The sequence below is a fragment of the Ruegeria atlantica genome (genome assembly GCF_947495585.1).
Classification (GTDB): domain Bacteria; phylum Pseudomonadota; class Alphaproteobacteria; order Rhodobacterales; family Rhodobacteraceae; genus Ruegeria; species Ruegeria atlantica_G.
Genome location: NZ_CANLZK010000006.1, coordinates 41,585 through 62,723, shown reverse-complemented (window position 1 = coordinate 62,723; position 21,139 = coordinate 41,585). Strand labels below are relative to the sequence as shown.

Annotated in this window: 16 protein-coding genes; 10 read left to right on the top strand and 6 right to left on the bottom strand. The window is 58.4% G+C overall.

The features are described from left to right. Positions 1–7: 7 nt before the first annotated feature. Positions 8–493, bottom strand: coding sequence for an acyloxyacyl hydrolase (locus tag QMP16_RS12330; protein WP_058273182.1), 486 nt, complete (start codon positions 491–493; stop codon positions 8–10). A 198-nt stretch (positions 494–691) separates the two neighbouring features. On the opposite strand from QMP16_RS12330, the gene ychF reads away from it, so the two are divergent. The 7 genes from ychF to QMP16_RS12295 all read left to right on the top strand — a co-directional run bounded on the left by ychF (position 692) and on the right by QMP16_RS12295 (position 9,266). Then, complete coding sequence (gene ychF, locus QMP16_RS12325) at positions 692–1,789, top strand: redox-regulated ATPase YchF (protein WP_109312571.1); 1,098 nt, start codon at positions 692–694, stop codon at positions 1,787–1,789. Between the two features lie 7 nt (positions 1,790–1,796). Further along, complete coding sequence (locus tag QMP16_RS12320) at positions 1,797–2,306, top strand: GNAT family N-acetyltransferase (protein WP_282152611.1); 510 nt, start codon at positions 1,797–1,799, stop codon at positions 2,304–2,306. A gap of 69 nt (positions 2,307–2,375) precedes the next feature. After that, positions 2,376–3,257, top strand: coding sequence for a LysR family transcriptional regulator (locus QMP16_RS12315; protein WP_282152610.1), 882 nt, complete (start codon positions 2,376–2,378; stop codon positions 3,255–3,257). An 85-nt stretch (positions 3,258–3,342) separates the two neighbouring features. Then, positions 3,343–5,046: an NAD(P)H-dependent oxidoreductase subunit E gene (locus tag QMP16_RS12310; RefSeq protein WP_282152609.1), complete on the top strand. Its 1,704-nt coding sequence runs from the start codon at positions 3,343–3,345 to the stop codon at positions 5,044–5,046. 13 nt (positions 5,047–5,059) lie between these two features. Beyond that, positions 5,060–7,843 (top strand): formate dehydrogenase subunit alpha, encoded by a 2,784-nt coding sequence (fdhF, locus tag QMP16_RS12305; protein ID WP_282152608.1) that lies wholly within the window; start codon positions 5,060–5,062, stop codon positions 7,841–7,843. Between the two features lie 111 nt (positions 7,844–7,954). Further along, on the top strand, positions 7,955–8,761 hold the full coding sequence (locus QMP16_RS12300) for a cyclase family protein (protein WP_282152607.1): 807 nt from the start codon (positions 7,955–7,957) through the stop codon (positions 8,759–8,761). After that, entirely contained in the window at positions 8,745–9,266 is a 522-nt protein-coding gene (locus QMP16_RS12295) for a thioesterase family protein (protein WP_282152606.1), read from the top strand. The genes QMP16_RS12300 and QMP16_RS12295 overlap by 17 nt, the downstream gene beginning before the upstream one ends. Positions 9,267–9,278: 12 nt before the next feature. Here the strand turns inward: QMP16_RS12295 and QMP16_RS12290 are convergent, their stop codons facing one another. The 3 genes from QMP16_RS12290 to QMP16_RS12280 form a co-directional block, all read right to left on the bottom strand. Then, positions 9,279–13,316, bottom strand: a complete 4,038-nt coding sequence (locus QMP16_RS12290; protein WP_282152605.1) for a translocation/assembly module TamB domain-containing protein — start codon at positions 13,314–13,316, stop codon at positions 9,279–9,281. A gap of 38 nt (positions 13,317–13,354) precedes the next feature. Next, positions 13,355–15,103, bottom strand: coding sequence for an autotransporter assembly complex protein TamA (locus QMP16_RS12285; RefSeq protein WP_282152604.1), 1,749 nt, complete (start codon positions 15,101–15,103; stop codon positions 13,355–13,357). A gap of 215 nt (positions 15,104–15,318) precedes the next feature. Continuing rightward, entirely contained in the window at positions 15,319–16,542 is a 1,224-nt protein-coding gene (locus tag QMP16_RS12280) for a urate hydroxylase PuuD (RefSeq protein ID WP_282152603.1), read from the bottom strand. Positions 16,543–16,638: 96 nt separating this feature from the next. Here QMP16_RS12280 and QMP16_RS12275 point away from each other — a divergent pair, with 96 nt between their 5' ends. Then, positions 16,639–17,562 carry a LysR family transcriptional regulator gene (locus QMP16_RS12275; RefSeq protein WP_282152602.1) on the top strand — a complete coding sequence of 308 codons (924 nt, stop codon included), beginning with the start codon at positions 16,639–16,641 and terminating at the stop codon, positions 17,560–17,562. A 33-nt stretch (positions 17,563–17,595) separates the two neighbouring features. Here the strand turns inward: QMP16_RS12275 and uraH are convergent, their stop codons facing one another. Continuing rightward, positions 17,596–17,952 carry a hydroxyisourate hydrolase gene (gene uraH / locus QMP16_RS12270; RefSeq protein ID WP_058273190.1) on the bottom strand — a complete coding sequence of 119 codons (357 nt, stop codon included), beginning with the start codon at positions 17,950–17,952 and terminating at the stop codon, positions 17,596–17,598. Between the two features lie 161 nt (positions 17,953–18,113). Here uraH and puuE point away from each other — a divergent pair, with 161 nt between their 5' ends. After that, positions 18,114–19,532, top strand: coding sequence for an allantoinase PuuE (puuE, locus tag QMP16_RS12265; RefSeq protein WP_432653406.1), 1,419 nt, complete (start codon positions 18,114–18,116; stop codon positions 19,530–19,532). After that, complete coding sequence (locus QMP16_RS12260) at positions 19,529–20,017, top strand: ureidoglycolate lyase (RefSeq protein WP_282152600.1); 489 nt, start codon at positions 19,529–19,531, stop codon at positions 20,015–20,017. Before puuE ends, QMP16_RS12260 begins: the two co-directional genes overlap by 4 nt. A gap of 94 nt (positions 20,018–20,111) precedes the next feature. Here the strand turns inward: QMP16_RS12260 and QMP16_RS12255 are convergent, their stop codons facing one another. Continuing rightward, a complete protein-coding gene (locus tag QMP16_RS12255) occupies positions 20,112–21,098 on the bottom strand; it encodes a type I glyceraldehyde-3-phosphate dehydrogenase (RefSeq protein ID WP_282152599.1) in 987 nt (328 codons plus the stop codon). Positions 21,099–21,139 lie beyond the last annotated feature (41 nt).

Genomic DNA, 21,139 nt, shown 5'->3' with positions numbered 1-21,139 from the left:
GCAGCCCCTAGAACGCAAGGTGATATCGCAGCAACACGGAATTGACGCCGGGGTTTTCCTGTTGCGTGCTTGCATTGGATTTATGCGTAATCGCCACCGAGACTTTGTTGCCGCTGTTCAGCGTATAACCGACGCCCAACAGGCTGCGGATCTGGAAACTGCCGCCTAGGTCGTTCAGTTCCTCTGATTCAGAGAAATAGCCGGGCATGACGCTGCCCTCTACGAACCAGCGTTCTGCGAAGGTATATGTACCGATCAGGCCAGCACCCACATGGACGTCACCGGCTTCGTCCACGGTCAGCGCACCGCCCCATGTCGCGGATAGGCGTGTCGCCTCGTAGAAAGGGCGGTGATGGTATTCGACCGAAAAGGCGGCCTGGTCTTTTGCGTCACTTTCGGAAAAATCTGCATATCCGGCACCGAAGACAACTGATTGCGCGTGTGCGGAGGTCGCGGCGAAAAGAACCCCAAGGGCAAGAACAAAAGATCTCATGTCAGCATTCACTATTCAATTTTTCTAAATTGCTAATTGGTGATTCTAGTGCTCTCATTTCAATGTGAGCAAGCGCACAAAGCCGTGACAATCAATTGTGTTGTCAAAACGCCCTTGCGTACCTAATGCGCCCGCTGGCTTGCGCATTGTGCCCGACCTGCATAGAAGCTGCGCTCGAATGCTATGCAGGAGGCCGTCATGGGCTTTAAAATGGGAATCGTGGGTCTGCCGAACGTGGGTAAGTCGACCCTCTTCAATGCGCTGACCAAAACCGCAGCTGCGCAGGCGGCGAATTTCCCGTTCTGCACGATCGAACCCAATGTGGGCGATGTGGCCGTCCCCGACGACCGGCTGGACAAGCTGGCCACCATCGCAAGCTCCAAGCAAATCATCCCGACGCGCATGACCTTTGTGGATATTGCCGGTCTGGTGAAGGGCGCCTCGAAAGGTGAGGGGCTGGGCAACCAGTTTCTGGCCAACATCCGTGAAACCGACGCCATTGCCCACGTGCTGCGCTGTTTCGAAGATGGCGATGTGACCCACGTGGACGGCCGCGTCGATCCTGTGGCCGATGCCGACACCATCGAGACCGAGTTGATGCTGGCCGATCTGGAAAGCATCGAAAAGCGCCGCGCCAATCTGGTGCGCAAGCTGAAGGGCAATGACAAAGAGGCGCAGCAGCAGGAACGTTTGCTGGCCGAAGCGCAGGCGATGCTGGAAGACGGCAAGCCCGCGCGTCTGGTCGAAGTCTCCGACGAAGACGCCAAGGCATGGACGATGCTGCAGCTGCTGACCACAAAACCGGTTCTCTATGTCTGCAACGTGTCCGAGGAAGAAGCCGCCGAGGGTAACGAATATTCCGCCCGCGTGGCTGAAATGGCCGCTGCTCAAGGCAATTCCCACGTCATAATCAGCGCCAAGATCGAAGAAGAGATTAGCCTGCTGGAAGAAGACGAGGCGCAGATGTTCCTTGAGGAGATGGGTCTGGAAGAGCCCGGTCTCGACCGACTGATCCGCGCGGGTTACGACCTGCTGAAACTGGAAACCTATTTCACCGTCGGCCCGAAAGAGGCCCGCGCCTGGACCATCCGCACCGGCACCGCCGCGCCGCAGGCCGCTGGTGTGATCCACGGGGATTTCGAAAAAGGTTTCATTCGCGCTGAGACGATCGCCTATGACGACTATATCGCCGCCAATGGCGAACAGGGCGCGAAAGAGGCGGGCAAGATGCGGGCCGAGGGTAAGGGCTACATCGTCAAAGACGGCGATGTGATGCACTTTTTGTTCAATACCTGAGCGCCGATTGACCCTGCGTGAAGCGGACCATTCAGATGCGTCGAGCATCGCTGCGATTTCGATTGAAGTCTGGATCGGCACCTATCTCAAGCGCGGGGTTAGCGGTTTTTTTGCGGATTACGCGCTGACCGAGTTCACGCCAGCGCGTATCGCTGCCCTGATCAGCGATCCGGAAGAGTTCATGTTGGTGTCGAATAATACACAGGGGATCGACGGGTTCATTCGCGTCTCTCCGGTCTGTGATGCCCCCGTCGCGGGGTGGTCGGGTATGGAAATTTCGACCTTCTATGTTCAGCCGCGTCATCACGGCAAAGGGATCGGGACGCGCCTGCTTACGGCAGCGCTGACGCATTGCCGAGAGCAACGGGCCGCTTCCGTCTGGTTGACCACCAATGCAGAAAACGATCTGGCCATCGCCTTCTATCTGGCCAATGGTTTTGTACAGATTGGCGAAACCCAGTTCCGGATTGCAGACCAGGGCTATCTCAACAAAGTCTATGCCTTGTCTTTGATCTGAACACATCGCTTTCCCCCAACGAAAAAGGCGCTAATCTGGGTTTCTGGCCTCACCTTGGGATACCGAAAAATGATCGAAATCCGCGACCTGCAATTGCTTAGCGCCTTGGCCCGGCATCGCCATTTTGCCAAAGCGGCAGAGGAATGCGGAATTTCTCAGCCAGCGTTTTCCATGCGCATTCGGAATCTCGAGGACCGGCTGGGTGTCTCAATCGTGCGCCGCGCCAACAGGTTTCAGGGTCTGACTGAAGAAGGCGAGATGATCGTCCAACGAGCGCGACGCATTCTGGATGAGACAAAGGCGCTGGAACAGCAGGTTCTTGCCTCAAAGGGTGAGATTACCGGGACACTCAAACTTGGCGTGATCCCAACCGCGATTGCCTTTACCGGACGGCTAATCAAGCGGCTGCATCAGGCGCATCCGCGCGTTGTCACACGGATCGAAACCATGTCGGCCTCGGCTATTCAGCACCGGTTGGACGAGGGTAGTCTGGATGCGGGTATCACCTATGGCGACAGCATTGGCACCGACCTGCGGCAGGTTCAGCCGCTATACGAAGAGACTTACGTGCTGTTGATCCCGTCACATATGACCGATGAAACCGGACCGATCCCATGGACACAGGTCGCCGAGTTCCCACTCAGCCTGCTTGAGCCACAGATGCAGAACCGTCGCATTCTGGACCGCATCTTTGCTGAGCAGGGGCTCCATCCCCAAGTAGTCGCCGAAACCAGTGGCTTTACTGCCTCAATGGTCATGGCGCGTGAAGGGCTGGCAGCCACAGTTGTCCCCCGCGTTCTGGTTCGGGCGCTGGGTGAACTTAAGGGTACGCGCGTGCTGCCTCTGGTCGATCCTGTTGTAAGTAAACCAATTTGTCTGGCCACCCTAAGCCGAGACCCGGAATTGCCAACGGTTGGGGCTTTGCGCGCTGTGGTGACGTCTTTGCGGTGATAAGGTGTCGTTATCGTGCGATAGCGATAAGCGATTTGACGATATGCTATTCTGATGAGACACGGAGCCTTAATCGGAGGGCATCATGGCACCATTAGATACCAAGCCATCAGGCGCACCCAAGGGCGTCTGGAAGTCAGGTAAAGGCAAAGGGCGGCACACGCCCAAAGGCCGTCAGTTCACGGATGAGGCGCAGGCCGAGATCGCGCGCCTGCTGGGCGACCGCCCGCGCCGTCGCGATCTGCTGATCGAATTCCTGCATTTGATTCAGGACGAACACGGCCATATCAGCGCCGACCATATCGCGTCACTGGCGGTTGAGATGCGGATCGGTCAGGCCGAGATCTATGAGACCGCGACGTTTTATGCCCATTTCGACGTGGTGAAAGAAGGCGAGGTGCCTCCGCCCGCGCTGACGATCCGAGTCTGTGACTCTCTGTCCTGCGAAATGGCCGGTGCCCAGCAGTTGCAAAAGGCGCTGGAAGATGGGTTGGACGCATCCGAAGTGCGTGTGGTGCGCGCGCCCTGCATGGGGCGTTGCGATACCGCCCCGGTGCTAGAGATTGGTCACAACCACATCGACCATGCGACTCCTGAAAAGGTGCAGGCCGCAATTGCCGCCGGTGATACTCACGCCCATCTGCCCGATTACGAAACCTTTGCCGCCTATGAGGCAAACGGTGGCTACGCCAAGCTGAAAGAGCTGCGCGAGAGCGGCGACTGGGAGAAAGTACAAGAAGACGTTCTGTCCTCAGGCCTGCGCGGTTTGGGTGGTGCTGGCTTCCCGTCCGGCAAGAAATGGGGCTTTGTACGCATGAACGAAGGCACCCGCTATCTGGCCGTGAACGGTGACGAGGGCGAACCCGGTACCTTCAAAGACCGTTATTATCTAGAGCGTGCGCCGCATGTTTTCCTTGAGGGTATGCTGATCGCTGCTTGGGCGGTCGAGGCAGAGACGTGCTTCATCTACATGCGTGATGAATACCCGGCGGTGCTGGAAATCCTCGCCCGCGAGATTGCCGCGTTGGAAGAGGCCGGGATCGTCGAAAAGGGTTACATTGACCTGCGCCGGGGTGCTGGTGCTTACATCTGCGGTGAAGAATCCGCGATGATCGAGTCGATCGAGGGTAAGAAGGGCCTACCGCGCCACCGTCCTCCGTTTGTGGCGCAGGTTGGGGTCTTTAATCGTCCGACCTTGGTGCACAATGTCGAGACGCTGTATTGGGTCTCAAAGATCTGCCGCGAAGGGCCGCAGATTCTGAACTCTGTCGAAAAAAATGGTCGCAAGGGTCTGCGTAGCTACTCAATCTCGGGGCGGGTGGCCAAGCCGGGTGTTTACCTGCTGCCTGCGGGTTCGACCATATTGGACGTGATTGAGGCCGCTGGCGGCATGATCGAAGGTCAGACCTTCAAAGCGTATCAGCCGGGCGGTCCGTCCTCGGGTCTGCTGCCCGCGTCAATGGACGATATCCCATTGGACTTTGACACGCTGCAACCACATGGCACCTTTATCGGATCCGCCGCTGTGGTGGTTCTGTCCGATCAGGACACCGCACGCGATGCCGCGCTGAACATGCTGCGCTTCTTCGAAGATGAGAGCTGTGGCCAGTGCACGCCTTGCCGGGCGGGCTGCGAAAAGGCTGTGAAGCTGATGCAGGCTGACAAGTGGGATCAGGATCTTCTGGAAGATCTGTGCCAGGTCATGGGCGATGCCTCGATCTGCGGTCTGGGGCAGGCGGCCCCGAACCCGATCCGCCTGGTCATGAAACATTTCGCTGACGAAATCTGAGGGAGACAGAGCCATGCTTGATGCAAGCCCAACCAAGACCGTCACCTTCAACCTGAACGGCGATGATGTCACCGTGCCCGAGGGCTGGACCATCTGGGAGGCGGCCAAGGGGCAGGGATTTACCATTCCGCACCTCTGCCACAAGCCGCAACCGGGCTATAAACCCGACGGCAATTGCCGCGCCTGTATGGTCGAGGTGGAAGGCGAGCGCACTCTGGTCGCCTCATGCATCCGTCCGGCTGCGGACGGAATGGTGGTAATAACCGATAGCGACCGGGCCGAGAAATCGCGCGCCATGGTCATGGAATTGCTGGTCGCCGACCAACCCGAAGAGGCGCACGATAAATCCAGCCACTTCTGGGATATGGCCAAGCTGAACGATGTCAGCGACAGTCGCTTCCCGGCGAAAGAGGCCGAGAAGATCCCTCTGCTGGATGACAGCCACGTTGCGATGCGCGTCAATCTGGACGCTTGCATCAACTGCAACCTCTGTGTCCGTGCTTGTCGCGACGTGCAGGTGAATGACGTGATCGGCATGGCCGGTCGCGGACACACCGCGCAGGTGGTGTTTGATCAGAACGACCCGATGGGGGATTCGACCTGTGTCGCCTGTGGTGAATGTGTTCAAGCCTGCCCGACTGGTGCGTTGATGCCAGCCACTGTGTTGGACGAAAAGCAGCAGGGCGACAGCAAAGACTACGATTCCGAGACCGAAAGCGTCTGCCCGTTCTGCGGCGTCGGCTGCAAAGTCTCGCTGAAGGTCAAGGACGGTAAGGTCAAGTATGTCGAAGGCATTAACGGCCCGGCAAACGAAGGCCGCCTGTGTGTCAAAGGCCGCTTTGGCTTTGACTATATCCATCACCCGCACCGCCTGACCAAGCCGTTGATCCGGCGTGAGGATGCGCCCGCCAAGGGGTTGAATGTCGATCCGGGCAATCTGGGCACTCATTTCCGCGAGGCGACTTGGGAAGAGGCAATGGATCTGGCGGCCACCAAGCTGAAGGCGCTGCGTGATGAAGATCCGCGCAACGTTGCTGGCTTTGGTTCGGCCAAATGCACCAACGAAGAAGCTTATCTTTTCCAGAAGTTCATTCGTCAGGGCTTCAAGCACAACAACGTCGACCACTGCACCCGTCTGTGCCATGCCTCGTCCGTGGCGGCGCTGATCGAGAACGTGGGCTCAGGCGCGGTGACCGCCACCTTTAACGAGGTCGAGAACTCGGATGTGGTTATCATCATCGGGGCCAACCCGATCGAAAACCACCCCGTGGCGGCAACCTACTTCAAGCAGTTCACCAAGCGCGGTGGCAAACTGATCGTGATGGACCCGCGCGGCGTTGGTATGCGCAAGTTCGCAGACGAAATGCTGCAGTTCCGCCCCGGTGCCGATGTTTCGATGCTCAACGCGATCATGAACGTGATCGTCGAAGAGGAACTGTACGACAGCCAGTACATCCACCGCTGGACCGAGAACTGGGAAGCCGAAAAAGAGCATCTGCGCGCCTTCACACCCGAGGCAATGGCGCCCATTTGTGGCATTGAGCCAGAACAGCTGCGCCGTGTCGCGCGTACCTTCGCGCAGGCCAAGGCTGGTCTGATCTTCTGGGGTATGGGCGTCAGTCAGCACATTCACGGCACCGATAACTCGCGATGCCTGATCTCGCTGGCATTGATGACCGGCAATGTTGGTAAACCCGGCGCGGGTCTGCACCCGCTGCGTGGCCAGAACAACGTGCAGGGCGCGTCTGACGCGGGTCTGATCCCGATGTTCCTGCCGGATTATCAGTCGGTTATGGATGACGGCATTCGGGCCAAATTCAACAACGTCTGGAACTCGGACGACTTCTCTAACGAGAAGGGCCTGACCGTGACCGAGATCATCGATCAGGCCTACGCGGGTAACATCAAGGGCATGTATATTCAGGGTGAAAACCCGGCTATGTCCGACCCTGATGTTGGTCACGCACGGGAAGCTTTGGCAAAGTTGGAGCTGATGATCGTGCAGGATATCTTCCTGACCGAGACGGCGAACTATGCCGACATCATCCTGCCCGCCTCGGCGCTGTATGAAAAGAACGGCACCGTGTCGAACACCAACCGTCAGGTTCAGCGTGTGCGTCCGGCTGTGGCACCTCCGGGTGAGGCGCGTGAGGACTGGAAAATCACCGTTGAGCTTGCGCAGCGCATCGGGCTGAACTGGGATTACACCGATGTAAGCCAGGTGTTTGATGAGATGAAGCTGACCATGGCGTCACTCGACAACATCACCTGGGAGCGGCTTGAGACAGAGACGATCACCTACCCGTCGCTCAGTGAGACCGATCCGGGTCAGGCGATTGTGTTCGGTGACGGCTTCCCGCGGACAGAAGGGCGGGCCAAGTTTACCCCGGCCAGTGTCATCCCGCCGGATGAAGCGCCGGATGAGGAATACCCGATGATTGCCACAACCGGGCGTCAGCTGGAGCATTGGCACACCGGGTCGATGACTCGCCGGTCCAACGTTCTGGATGCTGTGGAACCGGAAGCAAACTGTTCGATGAACCCGCGCCAGCTGAAGCTGATGGGGATCGAGCCGGGCGAAATGATCCGTCTCACCACCCGTCGTGGCTCGATCGAGATCATGGTTCGAGCCGACCGGGCGATCGCCGAAGATATGGTGTTCATCCCGTTCGCCTATGTCGAGGCGGCGGCGAACATTCTGACCAACTCGGCCATCGACCCTTACGGCAAGATCCCCGAGTTCAAGTTCTCGGCCATTCGCGTCGAAAAGATCGAAGACGCCATCGCGGCCGAGTGAATCCGTCACATACAGTCTTGGAAAGGCGGCCCATTGGGTCGCCTTTTTCTTTCCTTGACAGCAGCTTACCTGCGGCCAACCCTGTCACCGTTCTTGGTGGAGGAGTTTTACATGGCACGCCGCTTCGTAGATCTGTCAGTTCCGTTGGAAACCGGCATCGTGTCGGACCCGCCGATCATGTTACCCGAAATCGAATATCTGGCCCATGACCAGACCGCCGAACAAGTCATGTCCTTTTTTCCGGGCCTGCAGAAAGATGACCTGCCCGGCGGTGAGGGCTGGGCCATCGAACGCCTTCAGATCGCCACGCACAATGGCACCCATCTGGACGCGCCTTACCATCACCATTCGACCATGAACAATGGTGAGAGGGCGATCACCATCGACGAGGTGCCGCTGGAATGGTGCATGAACCCCGGCGTGAAACTGGATTTTCGCCATTTCGACGATGGTTATGTGGCGACCGCCGCCGATGTCGAAGCCGAGTTGAAACGGATTGGTCACGAATTGCAGCCGTTGGATATCGTAGTCGTGAATACCTCGGCCGGCACGCGTTATGGGCATCCGGACTATCTGGCCAAAGGATGCGGCATAGGGCGCGAGGCAACGCTGTATCTGACTAAACGCGGGGTGCGCGTGACAGGAACCGACGCCTGGAGCTGGGACGCACCGTTTCCATTGACCGCTCAGGAGTATGCGGAGACCCAAGATGCATCGATTATCTGGGAAGGGCACCGGGCCTCGATGGAGGTTGGCTATTGTCACATGGAAAAACTGACGAACCTTGAAACCTTGCCGCCGACTGGGTTCGAGATTTCCTGTTTCCCGTTCAAGATCAAAGGGGCTTCAGCTGGATTCATCCGCGCGGTTGCGATCTTTGAGACCCAAGAAGGAGCACTTGATGCAACTGACGCCTGAAGGGCTGGCCGGACATGACGGACCCTATGATGCCCCGCTTTTCTTCCGCGGGTTCAAGGCGCGCGCCGAGTGGATCGACTATAACGGTCACATGAACGTGGGCTACTACGGCGTTGCCTTCGACAATGCGCTGGAGCTGTTGATGGTGGATCACCTTGGGTTGGGTGAGGCGCAGGTCAATGCGATGGGGCAGGGACCTTACATTTTGCAATCCCACATGAATTTCCTACGCGAAGTACTGGAAGGTGAGGCCTTCAGCATCCGGTTTCGGATGCTGGACGCAGATCACAAACGTGGCCACTATTTTGCGCAGATGGTGTCTGAAAAAGACGGTGCTATCTGCGCCACTCAGGAAGCGTTGTTCATGAATGTCAGCCATACGACCGGCCGGTCGGTTCCCTATCCGGACTGGGCCGTCGCGCGTCTTCAGAGCATGGTGAGGGATCATGCGGCGATCGACCCGGCCCCAGAGGTCGGCCACCCGATAGGCATCCGCAGAAAGTGAACTGAGGCCTGCTTAGTAGTCGCGCGAAAAGAAAACCCCAACACCGGTCTCACCCCGGCCATCTACAGTGCCTTTCACGGTGAAACTGTCGGTGACATCCAAGTTCAGATTCACCTCGGTATCGCCTTCGGTGTTGACGGTGAAATCGGTGTAAAGGTTGTCGCTCAGATACGCCCCGGCGCCGAGCCGGCCCGCGCCACCATCGGACACGCCGATGTCCACGGTGTCGACGCCTGTCGACTCACGCAAACCTTTGGTTGCGTCTCCGCCGGCGCCGCTGAGTTGTGCCAGCGAGGCCGCCATCTGAGCGATCACGAACGGTGACAACTCTGAGAAGCGATTGCCAAACAACAGCATTGCCAGCGCTTCTTCGGCCGGGCGCTCCGGGTCGGAAAAGACGTTGACCTCGGGCGAATCCAGTGGTCCGGCGATCTCGATCGTTGCCGTACCATCAGAGGTGCTGGTTGAGGATTCGAACTCGATATAGGGCGTCAGGTCCCCTTGCAGCGTCACAATACCCTTGGTCAGGGCCAGCCTGCGCCCCAGAATGTCAAAGTTACCACGGATCAGTTCGATCTGACCCGATGGGATGACCGAGGACGTGGTGCCGCCGATGTTTATTCTTCCACCCAGCTCAGCGTTGACGCCACGCCCGCGGACAAACACGGCCTTGGGCGCCAATAGACTGACATCCAGGGCGATACGAGAATTGTTTTTATTGCCGTCTTCCTTTTGGACGAGGCCCGCGCGTTCACGGGTCACATAGCCTGACCCGCTTTCATTCACGTGAACGATGTCTGGGATAGGGGCCGCCCCCACGGCACCTGATGCGGCCGCTAGGTTGATATTGGTTTCGCCAAACGTGATCTGTCCAGCGATCGAGCTGTTACCCGCCAGCGCCCCGGTCATCGCAATTTGCCCGTTCAGCGTGGTTTCATACAGCAACTGATCGGTCAGTACGAGGCTGTTAAGGGCGGTCGTGATATTGGCATTGAAAGGTGGTGAAAGGTCTACAGGCCCGCTGACGGTAAAATTGCCGCCTGCCCGTGGTCCGCCACTTAGGGAAATCGTGGCGCGGCTATTCGCAAGTTGGACCGATCCGCTGATACCAGTGATCGTTTGTCCCGCGCCGGGAATTGCCAGCGACGTACCGGAAGTGGTGATCGAACCGGACAGGGATTCCAGTGCGGGTTTGCCCGACAGGGTAAGGTCATAGCGAGCGCTGCCGTCGATCTTGTTGGGCGTGATAAAGATATTGGCAATGCCAAGATTGACGCCGCCAACGGCTTTCATGTCCGCTTCTCCGGTGCTTTCGTCGAAGGCACCAGAGACTTTGCCGCTAATCTCCGCAGGTCCGTCGGCCTGGGCGTCGATTGTCCAGACACCCTTGTTGCGTTTGGCGCTGCCTTTGGCGGCCACTGTACCCGGAAACTCAGGTACAAAACGCTCGATCCGGTTGAACTTGGCGTCAAAGTCCAGATCTGCTGACCCATCGCTGTCTACCGTCCCGGCAAGCTTGGCGTATGAGCTGTCGGGGCCATTCAGGTTGACCGTGCCTTCCACGCCCTTGGATGTCGGGGCAATGTTTCCATCCAACGTCAGTGGACCGGACATCGTGTTCAACACCCGCGCCAGATCGTCCAATTTGACCGAGAAATCCAGCCCGCCCGCTTGACGGTCCAGCTTGCCCGAAGCCGTCGCGGTTATGGTCGTTCCGTTCAGGCGGAACGTTTGAATGCTAAGGCCATCTTCCCCATTCTGTGCGTCTACGGACAGGGTCGTCTGGCCCTGGATCAGCTTGTCCACGGTCTCGATGCCGGTCTGAATGTTGTTGGCATCGAGGTTGCCTTGAACATCGAATGCCCGGGTGGACACTGTGCCATTGCCCTGCACGTTCGCAGCGATCGAACCGGCCAGATCACGCCCGGCCAACCCGGAAAACAGGGACAGGTTCGGCACGCTCAGCTGCGCTTGGCCATCTGCCGACAGATCTCCGGTGGGGTCGTCTACGGTCGCTTGCACTTGCGCAGTGAGCGCCCGGCCATTCACCGAGGCGCTGCGGATGTCGATACTGTCTGCGGTTCTGGCACCGTCCCATTCGATCTCGGTTCTGCCGGTCAGCAGAGGGTCGATATCGGCCATACCGGTCTTGATGTTCTGACCTGTCACGCTGGCTGTGCCGTCAAATTCCAGCGTTTGCACTGTGCCTGTGCCGTCCACGGTCGCCTGTAGGGAACCGCCAAGGTCGCGTTTTGCCAAGCCAGAGAAGACAGACAAATCCGAAGCGTTGACCCGGGCCTGCCCATCAATGGTCAGGTTGCCGTCGGGCGTCGTCACAACACCGCTGGCCACGGCTTTGGCGGCCTCGCTGTCCAGATCGAACTCACGGATGGTTATGCCGTCTGTGCCGCGGCTTGCGTCCAGAGTGATCGTGGTTTCCCCGGCAATCACGGGGTCGATATCATCACGGCCAGTAGACAAGTCGCGGCCCTGAACCATGGCTTTGCCGTCAAAGCTGCGTTCCAGCGGCGAACCTTTTCCGGTCACGCTGGCCGAGATCTGCCCGCCAAGATCCAGCTTGGCAAGGTCCGAAAAGCGCGACAAGTCGGTCGCGTCCAACTTGGCTGTTCCGTCGACGCTCAAGCCGCTGGTCAGTCCGGAAATCAGCGCGTCCAGCGCCAGCGTGTAGTCAGAGCCCACAAGCTCGAAACCAGACAGGTTCAGTGACTGGTCGCTGCTATAGTCGAACTGGCCATCAAGCGTGATGCGATCGCCCAAAGCCGTGGTAAGCGCGTCATCGGCCATCTCTATTCCGCCGACCGCGATTTGAACGTCGCCATAGACGGTCAGAACCTCGCCCTGATCCAGGGTGCCTTGTGCGGTGATCCGGGCATCACCCAGCTCGGCCTGCGGGGACGCGAATTCGTTGGCCGTCAGGCTCAGATCCCAAAGGTTGCCGTTCTGGCGGTCAAACAGCGCCGAAATTTGTGCCGCCTTGAGCGATGTGTCGCCTCCTGCCACCGGCAGAACGACGGCTTCCTCATCTGGCGGGGTGATGCGCCCTTGCAGGGCGGCCAGTTGCAGAGTGCCGCCTTCAGCCAGTTGCAATTCACCTTTCAGATCCAGCGCCTGCGTGGTGAGTTCCAGATCCGAGATGTCCAGCGCGCCTTCGGGCTTGGTCTGGCCATCGACATAAAGCCGTGATTTTGGTCCGAAGAACGGATCGACGTCCTCCGCCAGAAAGGGTGTCAGATCGCCGTTCAGATCAGCGGTGAACGCAATGCCGTTCGCTGCGCCGACCTCGGCCGCCTGCAGCTGAACCTGCCCGGTAACGCGCATCTGGTTGTCGCTGCTCAGCCCGATATCAGCGGTGAAATCCGACAGCGGGCCCGCGCCTTTGGCCGTCAGGCCGATCGGCGGGCTGTCAGGGATTTTCAACGCGGTTGAAATCAGACCACCAGAGGCTTCGTTCACTTGCAAATCCAGATTGATCTCACTTGTTGAGTTCTGGAACCCGGCCGCCAGCTTGATCTCATCCCCTGCGCGGTCCAGTCGGATCACGTCCAGATTGGTGTCCAGCGCCCCATCTGCCAGCGACAGGTTGCCTGTCACGCTCAGATCAGCAGCGACACCGATCAGCGGCTCACCAAGAGACAACTCATCCACCCGGATTTCACCGATTTCGACGGAAACTGGCAGTTCGGGCAGTTGAAACGGTTGCGTTTCCGCCGAAGCAGGTGGTTCTGCCTTGGTCGTTGTGCCCGGTGCACGAGCAATATCGATTTCCTGCGCGGTCAGGGAGTTGACCGAAAACCGGCCGCGGATCAGCGCCAGACGGTTCCAGTCAAGTTCGGCGTCCTTGATGGTCAGCCAAACACCTTCATCATCGGCAACTGTGATCTCTTCAATCGTTGCGCGCGCGCTCAGCGCGCCTTGCAGGCCCTTAACGGTCACGTTTTGATCGTCGCCAGAGAGCGTATCCTGCAGGAAGTTCTCCAGCATGCTGCCGCCTTCCTCCTGCGCGGCAAGTGGCAGAGGGGCAGACAGCATCAACCCCGAAAACAATAACGGATATGCGCGACGTCCAATCAAAATGCCTGTCCGATCCCGATATAAAACTGCAAGCCGTCGCCGGTGTCACCCTGCACTGGAACGGCCAGATCCAGCCGCAACGGACCAAATCCGCCCAGATCATACCGAACCCCAAGCCCGGCACCTGCGTGATATTCTGCGCCGCTGCCGATGAATGAGGATGTGTCCACCGTACCGTAGTCATAAAACCCGACCAGAGATATGGCTTCGGTGACTTTGCCGCGCACCTCCGCGGAAAGGCCAAGGAAAGATTTGCCGCCTGCGATCCCGGTGCCGACAGGGATGCCAAGACTCTCGTAAGGTTGACCCCGAACCGTTCCGGCACCGCCCGAGAAAAACAGGAAGTCTGGTGTTACACCGTCCGGCGACGGCCCGAGCACTGATCCCAGCTGTACGCGACCGGCCAGAACCAGCCGTCCGCCGGTGCCGAGGCTGGTATAGCCGCGTCCATCAAAAAACATGCGTATACCGCTTTCGGTTTCGGACAGACCAGCAAAGGGCGTGATCTGCGCGTCCAGATAAAAGCCGCGCGTTGCGCTGACCTTACTGTCGCGCTCGTCCCATTCCGAACGCAAGGGAAGGATGAAATATCGGAACCTGCGGTCATCGCCATAGGCGTCGTCCGCGCTGGACCACTGAAACCCAGCTGAGGCTTCGGCATATAGCCGATCAGAGAACGTGCGCCGGGCACCGTAGGCCAGCGACGCAACGGTGACATTGTAGTTTTCTGTGTTGCGCCGTTCCAGAAGCGCGTTCCAGAAAGTGTTGTCATCGGGACCAAGCCGGTCGGGCTGATCCAGACGCAAGCCGATCCGGCCGTCGATATCCTCGGCACCGCCGATATTTCGGACTGCCGCCTCGAACCGCAGGCGTTCGGCACGCCGGAATACGTTGCGATGCGTCCAGGTCGCGGTTACGTCTACCCCGTCGCGCGACGCGATCTCGGCGCCAAAGGTCAGTCGGCGCTTGGGTAAATCTTCAAACGTCGCGTCGAAATCCAATGTGCCGTCCGGGTTCGGAGTGTCCCTCTCTTCAATCGAAACAACGTTGAAGGTCCCGGTCCGCCGCAACCGTGTGCCGACCTTCTGGATTTTCTCGGGCGAGTATACCTCGCCTGCCGGAAATCCGGCGATCTTTTCGATTGACCGGTGGCGCACATCGGTGTCGCCCTTGATGATCATTTTGCCAAATCTCAGGCGCGGGCCGGGGGTAAGGTCGATCTCGGCATCCAGCTTGGCCTCGGCATGGCGGGCAATGACTTTCTGGCCTTCGACTTCGGCCTTGGCATGACCCGCGTTGCGCCAACCCTGCACGCCAGCTGACGCGGCTTGTTGGATCGCGCCGGTGGTCGCGAGTTTGCCGATCGCAAACTCCTCGGGCAGAACTGTTTCGGGCGTTATCGGTTGTACGATGGCTTCGCCAAAGGTGAACTTGGGGCCGGTGTTGACCGTGATTACCGCGCTATTGATCTGCGTCGGTACGCTGAGCGAGCTGATCTCAGCTGCTTCTTTTCCGTCCAGTTTGATGCTTACGACTGGGCTGAAATACCCTTCGTCATAAAGAATTTGGACGAGAGTGCGATAATCCGAAAGCGCCGCCGACAAGATCTCAAGCGGCGTGTCCAGCCCGCGAGATTCGGCCGTCGTAACCGAGGAGGTTTCCTCCATCCGCTCGACAAGCTCTTTTGAAGCACCTGGAGCTGTTAAGGTGGTTTCCAGCGCGGCCAATGCGGTCGGCAGGGTCATTGCAATCGCGCCGAGAAGGCATCTCTTCAAAAAGGCGCGCGGCCTGCTCCCCGGCATCTGATAGCTCCAACTGCCCCAACTCGAAATCACATTTGCCGTTTTTTGCAAAGCAACGGCTGATTACATTCATGTTAGAGCATCAGAGTCCTTGCAGGAAAAGACTAAATCCAGCGTCGCCTGAATTTTGCGACCTGTGTGATTGATCGGTCTCGGGATCAGGAACCTGCGTTGCGGAACCAGCGGATGATTGCCTCGCGGTCCTCGGGCTCCATGTAGGTGACGTTTGCGGGGGGCATCGCATGGCTGACCCCCGCCTGCAGATAGATTTGCTGGGCGTTGCGGGCAATGTCGCCTTCAGTTTCCAGCAATACGCCCTTTGGCGCCCACAAAATGCCCTCCCACACCGGTTCGCGTGCGTGGCACATCGAACAGCGTCCAAGAATGACGTCATGGGCCTCTTCAAAGCCATCGGCGGCAGCATATTTCTGTTCAAACGGTGTCAGCGGCTGTGCTTCGGCCTCTTCCAGAGGTTTGTACATAGGGGCAGTAGACAACCACATGATTGCGATGAACAGCAACGCAGTGACCAGCCATGTCCAGGTTGGATCGCCTGCCCGAGCGTGGCGCGTGTTGAAGTAGTGTCGGATGGTCACGCCCATCAGGAAGACCAGAGCCGCGATGATCCAGTTGTATTCTGTCGCAAAGGCCAGCGGGTAGTGGTTCGACAACATAAGGAACACAACCGGCAACGTCAGGTAGTTGTTATGCGTCGAGCGCAGCTTGGCGATTTTGCCGTACTTTGGGTCAGGTGTACGGCCGTTCTTCAGATCGTCTACCACGATGCGTTGGTTCGGCATGATGATGAAAAACACGTTGGCTGTCATGATCGTGGCCGTGAATGCACCCAGATGCAGCATCATCGCACGACCGGTAAACACCTGGTTATACCCCCAGCCCATAACAACCAGCAGCACAAACAGCAGTACCATCAGAAGGGTCGGACGTTCACCCAGACCTGATTTGCACAAGAAGTCATAGATCAGCCAACCAATTGTCAGCGAGGCGGCCGAGATTAGAATACCTTGCCACAACGCAAGATCGGCTTTCTGCGCGTCGATCAGATACAGTTCTCCGCCAACCCAATACACGATCATCAGCAACCCAGCCCCGCTGAGCCAGGTCGCATAGCTTTCCCATTTGAACCAAACCAGGTGTTCCGGCATCCGTTCGGGCGCGACCAGGTATTTCTGGATGTGGTAGAAACCGCCGCCATGAACCTGCCATTCCTCGCCATCCGCCGGGCCGGGGATGTCGCGGTTCAGGCCAAGGTCCAGCGCGATGAAATAAAATGAAGATCCGATCCAGGCAATAGCGGTGATGACGTGCAGCCAGCGCACGGCAAAAGCCATCCAGTCCCAGAACACGGCGAAGTCGTACATGAGAAAGCTCTCCGATTGGTTGCCGACACACTAGGCAAAGGGCACTTTCTTCGGTATTCCCTGATATTGTCAAACTGTATCAAAAAAAACGAAAAAATGTCTTATCTCGACAACATCCGTACCTTTGTCAGGGTTTATGACCTTGGCAGCATGTCCGCCGCCGGGCGAGACCTACGTATCTCGCCTGCGGTGACGTCGGCGCGGATATCTCAGCTTGAAGATCATCTGGGCGTGCGCCTGTTTCAAAGAACGACGCGCAACCTCAGCCCGACCGAGCAGGGGCGGGCATTCTATCCCGGTGCTGTGGCTGTTCTAGATGCGGTGGACGATGCCGAAGCGCAAGTTGTCCATTTGACCGAGGCACCGCGCGGATCGCTGTTTGTGGCTGCTCCACTAGGGGTCGGGCGCAGGGTCTTGGCGCCACACGTACCTGATTTCCTTGCGGAATATCCCGAGATCGATGTGCGCCTGCGGTTGACGGACAGATCCGTTGATCTGACGACGGAAGGTCTGGATCTGGCATTTTTCATCGGCCAGCCTGAAGACAGCACCCTGCGTATTCGCAAGATCGCCGACTGTCAGCGCGTGCTTTGCGCCGCACCGACCTATGTCGAGCGTCGGGGAATGCCAGAAACCGGCGCGGACCTGGTTTCCCAGCGCCATGAATGCCTGAACCTGAGGTTTCCAGGTGCGACCGAGTTTCAATGGCAGTTAGAGACACCTGACGGTCCCAAACGGTTCGCCGTCTCTGGCCGGTTCGAATGTGACGACGGTGACGTGCTGACTGACTGGGCGCTGTCGGGGCAGGGGATCGCGATGAAGCCGGTTTTTGAAGTGGCCGAACACCTCAGTTCGGGGCGTCTGGTCCCCGTTGCGGTCGAAACGCCGCCGGTGTCTGTTCAAATGGCCTGCCTATACACACATCGCCGCCATCAGGACCCCAAGGCGCGTTTGTTCATGGATTTCATGATTGCGCGGATCGGCAAGGTCGTGCGTGGGTCGGAATCTGCTGACAAATAAAGCTGCCGCTTAGCGGCAGCCCTATCCCGCGGTTTAACTGCCCCGGTAGGTTGAATAGCCGTAAGGGGACAGCAGCAGGGGCACGTGATAATGTGCCTCGGCATCAGACATGCCAAACCGGAGCGGCACCTGATCAAGAAACAGCGGGTCATCAGCAGCCTGGCCCGATGCGCGCAGATAATCTCCTGCGAAGAAAACCAGCTCGTAAGTACCAGTTTTGAAAGAGTCTTGTGGCAAGATTGGGCTGTCAGTGCGGCCGTCCGAATTGGTCTCCATCTCAGCGATTTTGCGATGGGAATTCCCCGACACCCGGTAGAGTGCGATTTTCAATCCTTCAGCCGGGCAGCCGCGTGCAGTGTCCAGAACATGGGTCGTCAGATAGCCAGCCACGGGTCTCTCCTATGATTTGTCTTTTGCTTTGTCACAGTCTGACGCAAAGTTTGAAACAGTGGAAATGCCGAAAGAACCGGAAACAGCGTTCGGATTGATTTGATAATCATCGACGTGTTTCTGGGGTAAGGCTATTCAAAAGATCAAGAATGGAAGATGCCATGCAGCCCCCTCGCTATCCTCGTGACATGATTGGCTACGGTGCCAACCCGCCGGACGCCCAATGGCCAGGCGGTGCGAAACTGGCCGTTCAGATCGTGCTGAACTACGAAGAGGGCGGTGAAAATTGCGTGCTGCACGGCGATGCCGCGTCCGAGGCGTTTCTGTCCGAAATCGTGGGGGCCGCCCAATGGCCGGACCAGCGCCATTGGAACATGGAGTCGATCTATGAGTACGGCTCTCGCGCTGGGTTCTGGCGACTGCACCGGTTGATGCAGGACTTGCCGATAACAGTCTATGGAGTTGCAACAGCCTTGGCCCGCTCGCCGGATCAGACGGCAGCGATGAAGGCCGCCGGGTGGGAGATTGCCAGTCATGGCCTGAAATGGGTCGAGCACAAAGACATGCCGGCAGATGAAGAACGTGCACAGATCGCCGAAGCAATCCGTCTTCACACCGAGGTCGTCGGTGAACGCCCGCGCGGCTGGTACACGGGGCGATGTTCGGAAAACACCGCTCGTCTGGTGGCAGAAGAAGGTGGCTTTGCCTATGTGGCCGACACTTATGCGGACGACCTGCCATACTGGATGCAGACTGGTGGGCGAGATCAATTGATCGTGCCCTATACACTGGATTGTAACGACATGCGCTTTGCCACGCCGCAGGGCTTCAATTCGGGCGACCAGTTCTATTCCTACCTCAAGGACAGCTTCGATTCGCTTTACGCCGAGGGCGAGGCCGGAGCGCCCAAGATGCTGTCGATCGGTTTGCATTGCCGCCTGATCGGACGACCGGGCCGGGTGATGGCGTTGAAGCGGTTTCTGGAATACGCGCGCGGCTTTTCTGATATCTGGTTTGCAACACGGTTGCAGATCGCCGAACACTGGGCGGAACACCATCCGGCAGTGCCGCATCCGAAGCCTGCTCAGATGGATCGGGACACGTTTGTCGCCACGTATGGCGGCATCTTCGAGCATTCCGCCTGGATCGCTGAACGGGCGTATGAACTGGAATTGGGACCGGCCCATGACACGGCCGGAGGGCTGCACAGTGCATTGACCCGCATGTTCCGTTCCGCCTCTGCGGACGAAAGGATGGGTGTCCTGACCGCGCACCCGGATCTGGCCGGAAAGCTGGCGCAGGCCAAACGGCTGACGCAGGAAAGCACGTCCGAGCAGGCTTCGGCCGGATTGGATGCCCTGACAGATGAAGAGCGTGCGACGTTCACCGAGTTGAACCAGAAATACACCGAGAAATTCGGCTTTCCGTTTATCATCGCCGTACGTGATCACGACAAAACGTCTATCCTTCAGGCGTTTCAACGGCGGATCGATCAGGATAAGGACATCGAATTCGCCGAGGCTTGCCGTCAGGTCGAGCGGATCGCCGAATTCCGGTTGCGGGACGTTTTACCCTCATGAGCGCGCAAGTCAGGACTGCGCCATTGACGGCCAAGGCATTTTCCCCGTTTGGTGATGTCATCGAAGTGACCGGTGATCCGGACAAGATCATCAATCAGGGGCAATGTGGCCGATATCACGATCTGGCGCGGTTGGATTTCGCAGACGGGCGCGCCGGGATCAGCCTGTTCAACGCCAATCCGCGATCCTTGCCCTATCAACTGGATATGGTTGAGCGTCACCCCGATGGCAGCCAGGCGTTCATCCCAATGACACATCAGCCTTTTCTGGTTGTCGTGGCCCCGGATGAGGGCGGGCGGCCCGGGCATCCGCAGGCATTTGTGACCAATCCCGGACAGGGTGTGAACTATTTTCCCGGCACATGGCATGGGGTGCTGACCCCAATGCACGGGCCCGGCTTATTCGCTGTGATTGATCGGATTGGTGAGGGGACTAATCTGGAGGAGTTCTGGTTTGACACTCCGTTTCAGATCATAGGCGGATAGGGTTCTCCCGCCGGGTCAATGCGCATCAAAGATGCTTGTGAACCGTTGGGCCAAGCAGCGCGCAGGCAAGCCCGCCCGCTGCACCCGCGCAAATTCAGCCATCTGTCATAAGGCGGGCAACATCCAACATGCGTGCCGAAAATCCCCATTCATTGTCATACCAGCCGAAAACACGGACCTGATGTTCTCCGACCATGCGTGTCTCGGGTCCTGCGATAACCAGTGACTCTGGGCGTGTACGCAGGTCTGACGAGACCAGAGGGGAATCGGTCCAGCCCAGCACAGGCGATGTCTGGACGGCCGCGCGCAGTTCGGCTTCGAACAACTCATGCGACATACCGCGATCCAGCGTCACCACCAGATCAATGGCGGATACACTGGCCGTCGGGACCCGAACAGCAGCGCCCGAGATGCGGCCAGCCAAATGCGGCATGACTTCGTCGATCAGATGAGTGGCGCTTGACGTGGTCGGCACCATAGACAGCGCGCCCGCGCGCGAACGGGCCAGATCGCCGCGTGGTGCGTCCACCATAGGTTGGCTGTTCGTATAGCAGTGAATCGTTGTCATATGGGCTGACGCGATCCCGCCAATCTGGTCCAGCACTTTGACCAAGGGCGCAAGCCCGTTGGTTGTGCATGACGCGTTGGACACGATGCGAGCATTGCCCAATTGATCTTCGTTGGCCCCCAGAACGATGGTGATTTCTGTCGCGGGCGAGGGGCCAGAGATCAGCACCTTGCGAGCGCCGGCGGTCAGGCCCTGACTGGCCACATCCGACGTGCGGGCAACGCCGGTGCAATCCATAAGAACGTCGACATCCGACAGGTCGACATGCACCAGATTGGGACTGTGCGTCATTGGGATTGTGTGCCCATCGACGACGATCGCCGCGTCGCCCTGTTCTACTGCTCCAGCGTAGGGGCCAAAGGTGCTGTCATATTTGAACAGGTAGGCGCAGGTCTCAAGCGGGGCGATGTCGTTGATCAGAACCAGATCAATATCCGTATCCTGCGGCAAAGCCAGCAGCTGCCGCAGGATTGTGCGGCCAATACGGCCGAATCCGTTGATTGCAAGTTTCATGCGCAAGCTATGGCAGTGCTCTGCCGATAGCTCAATGCCCG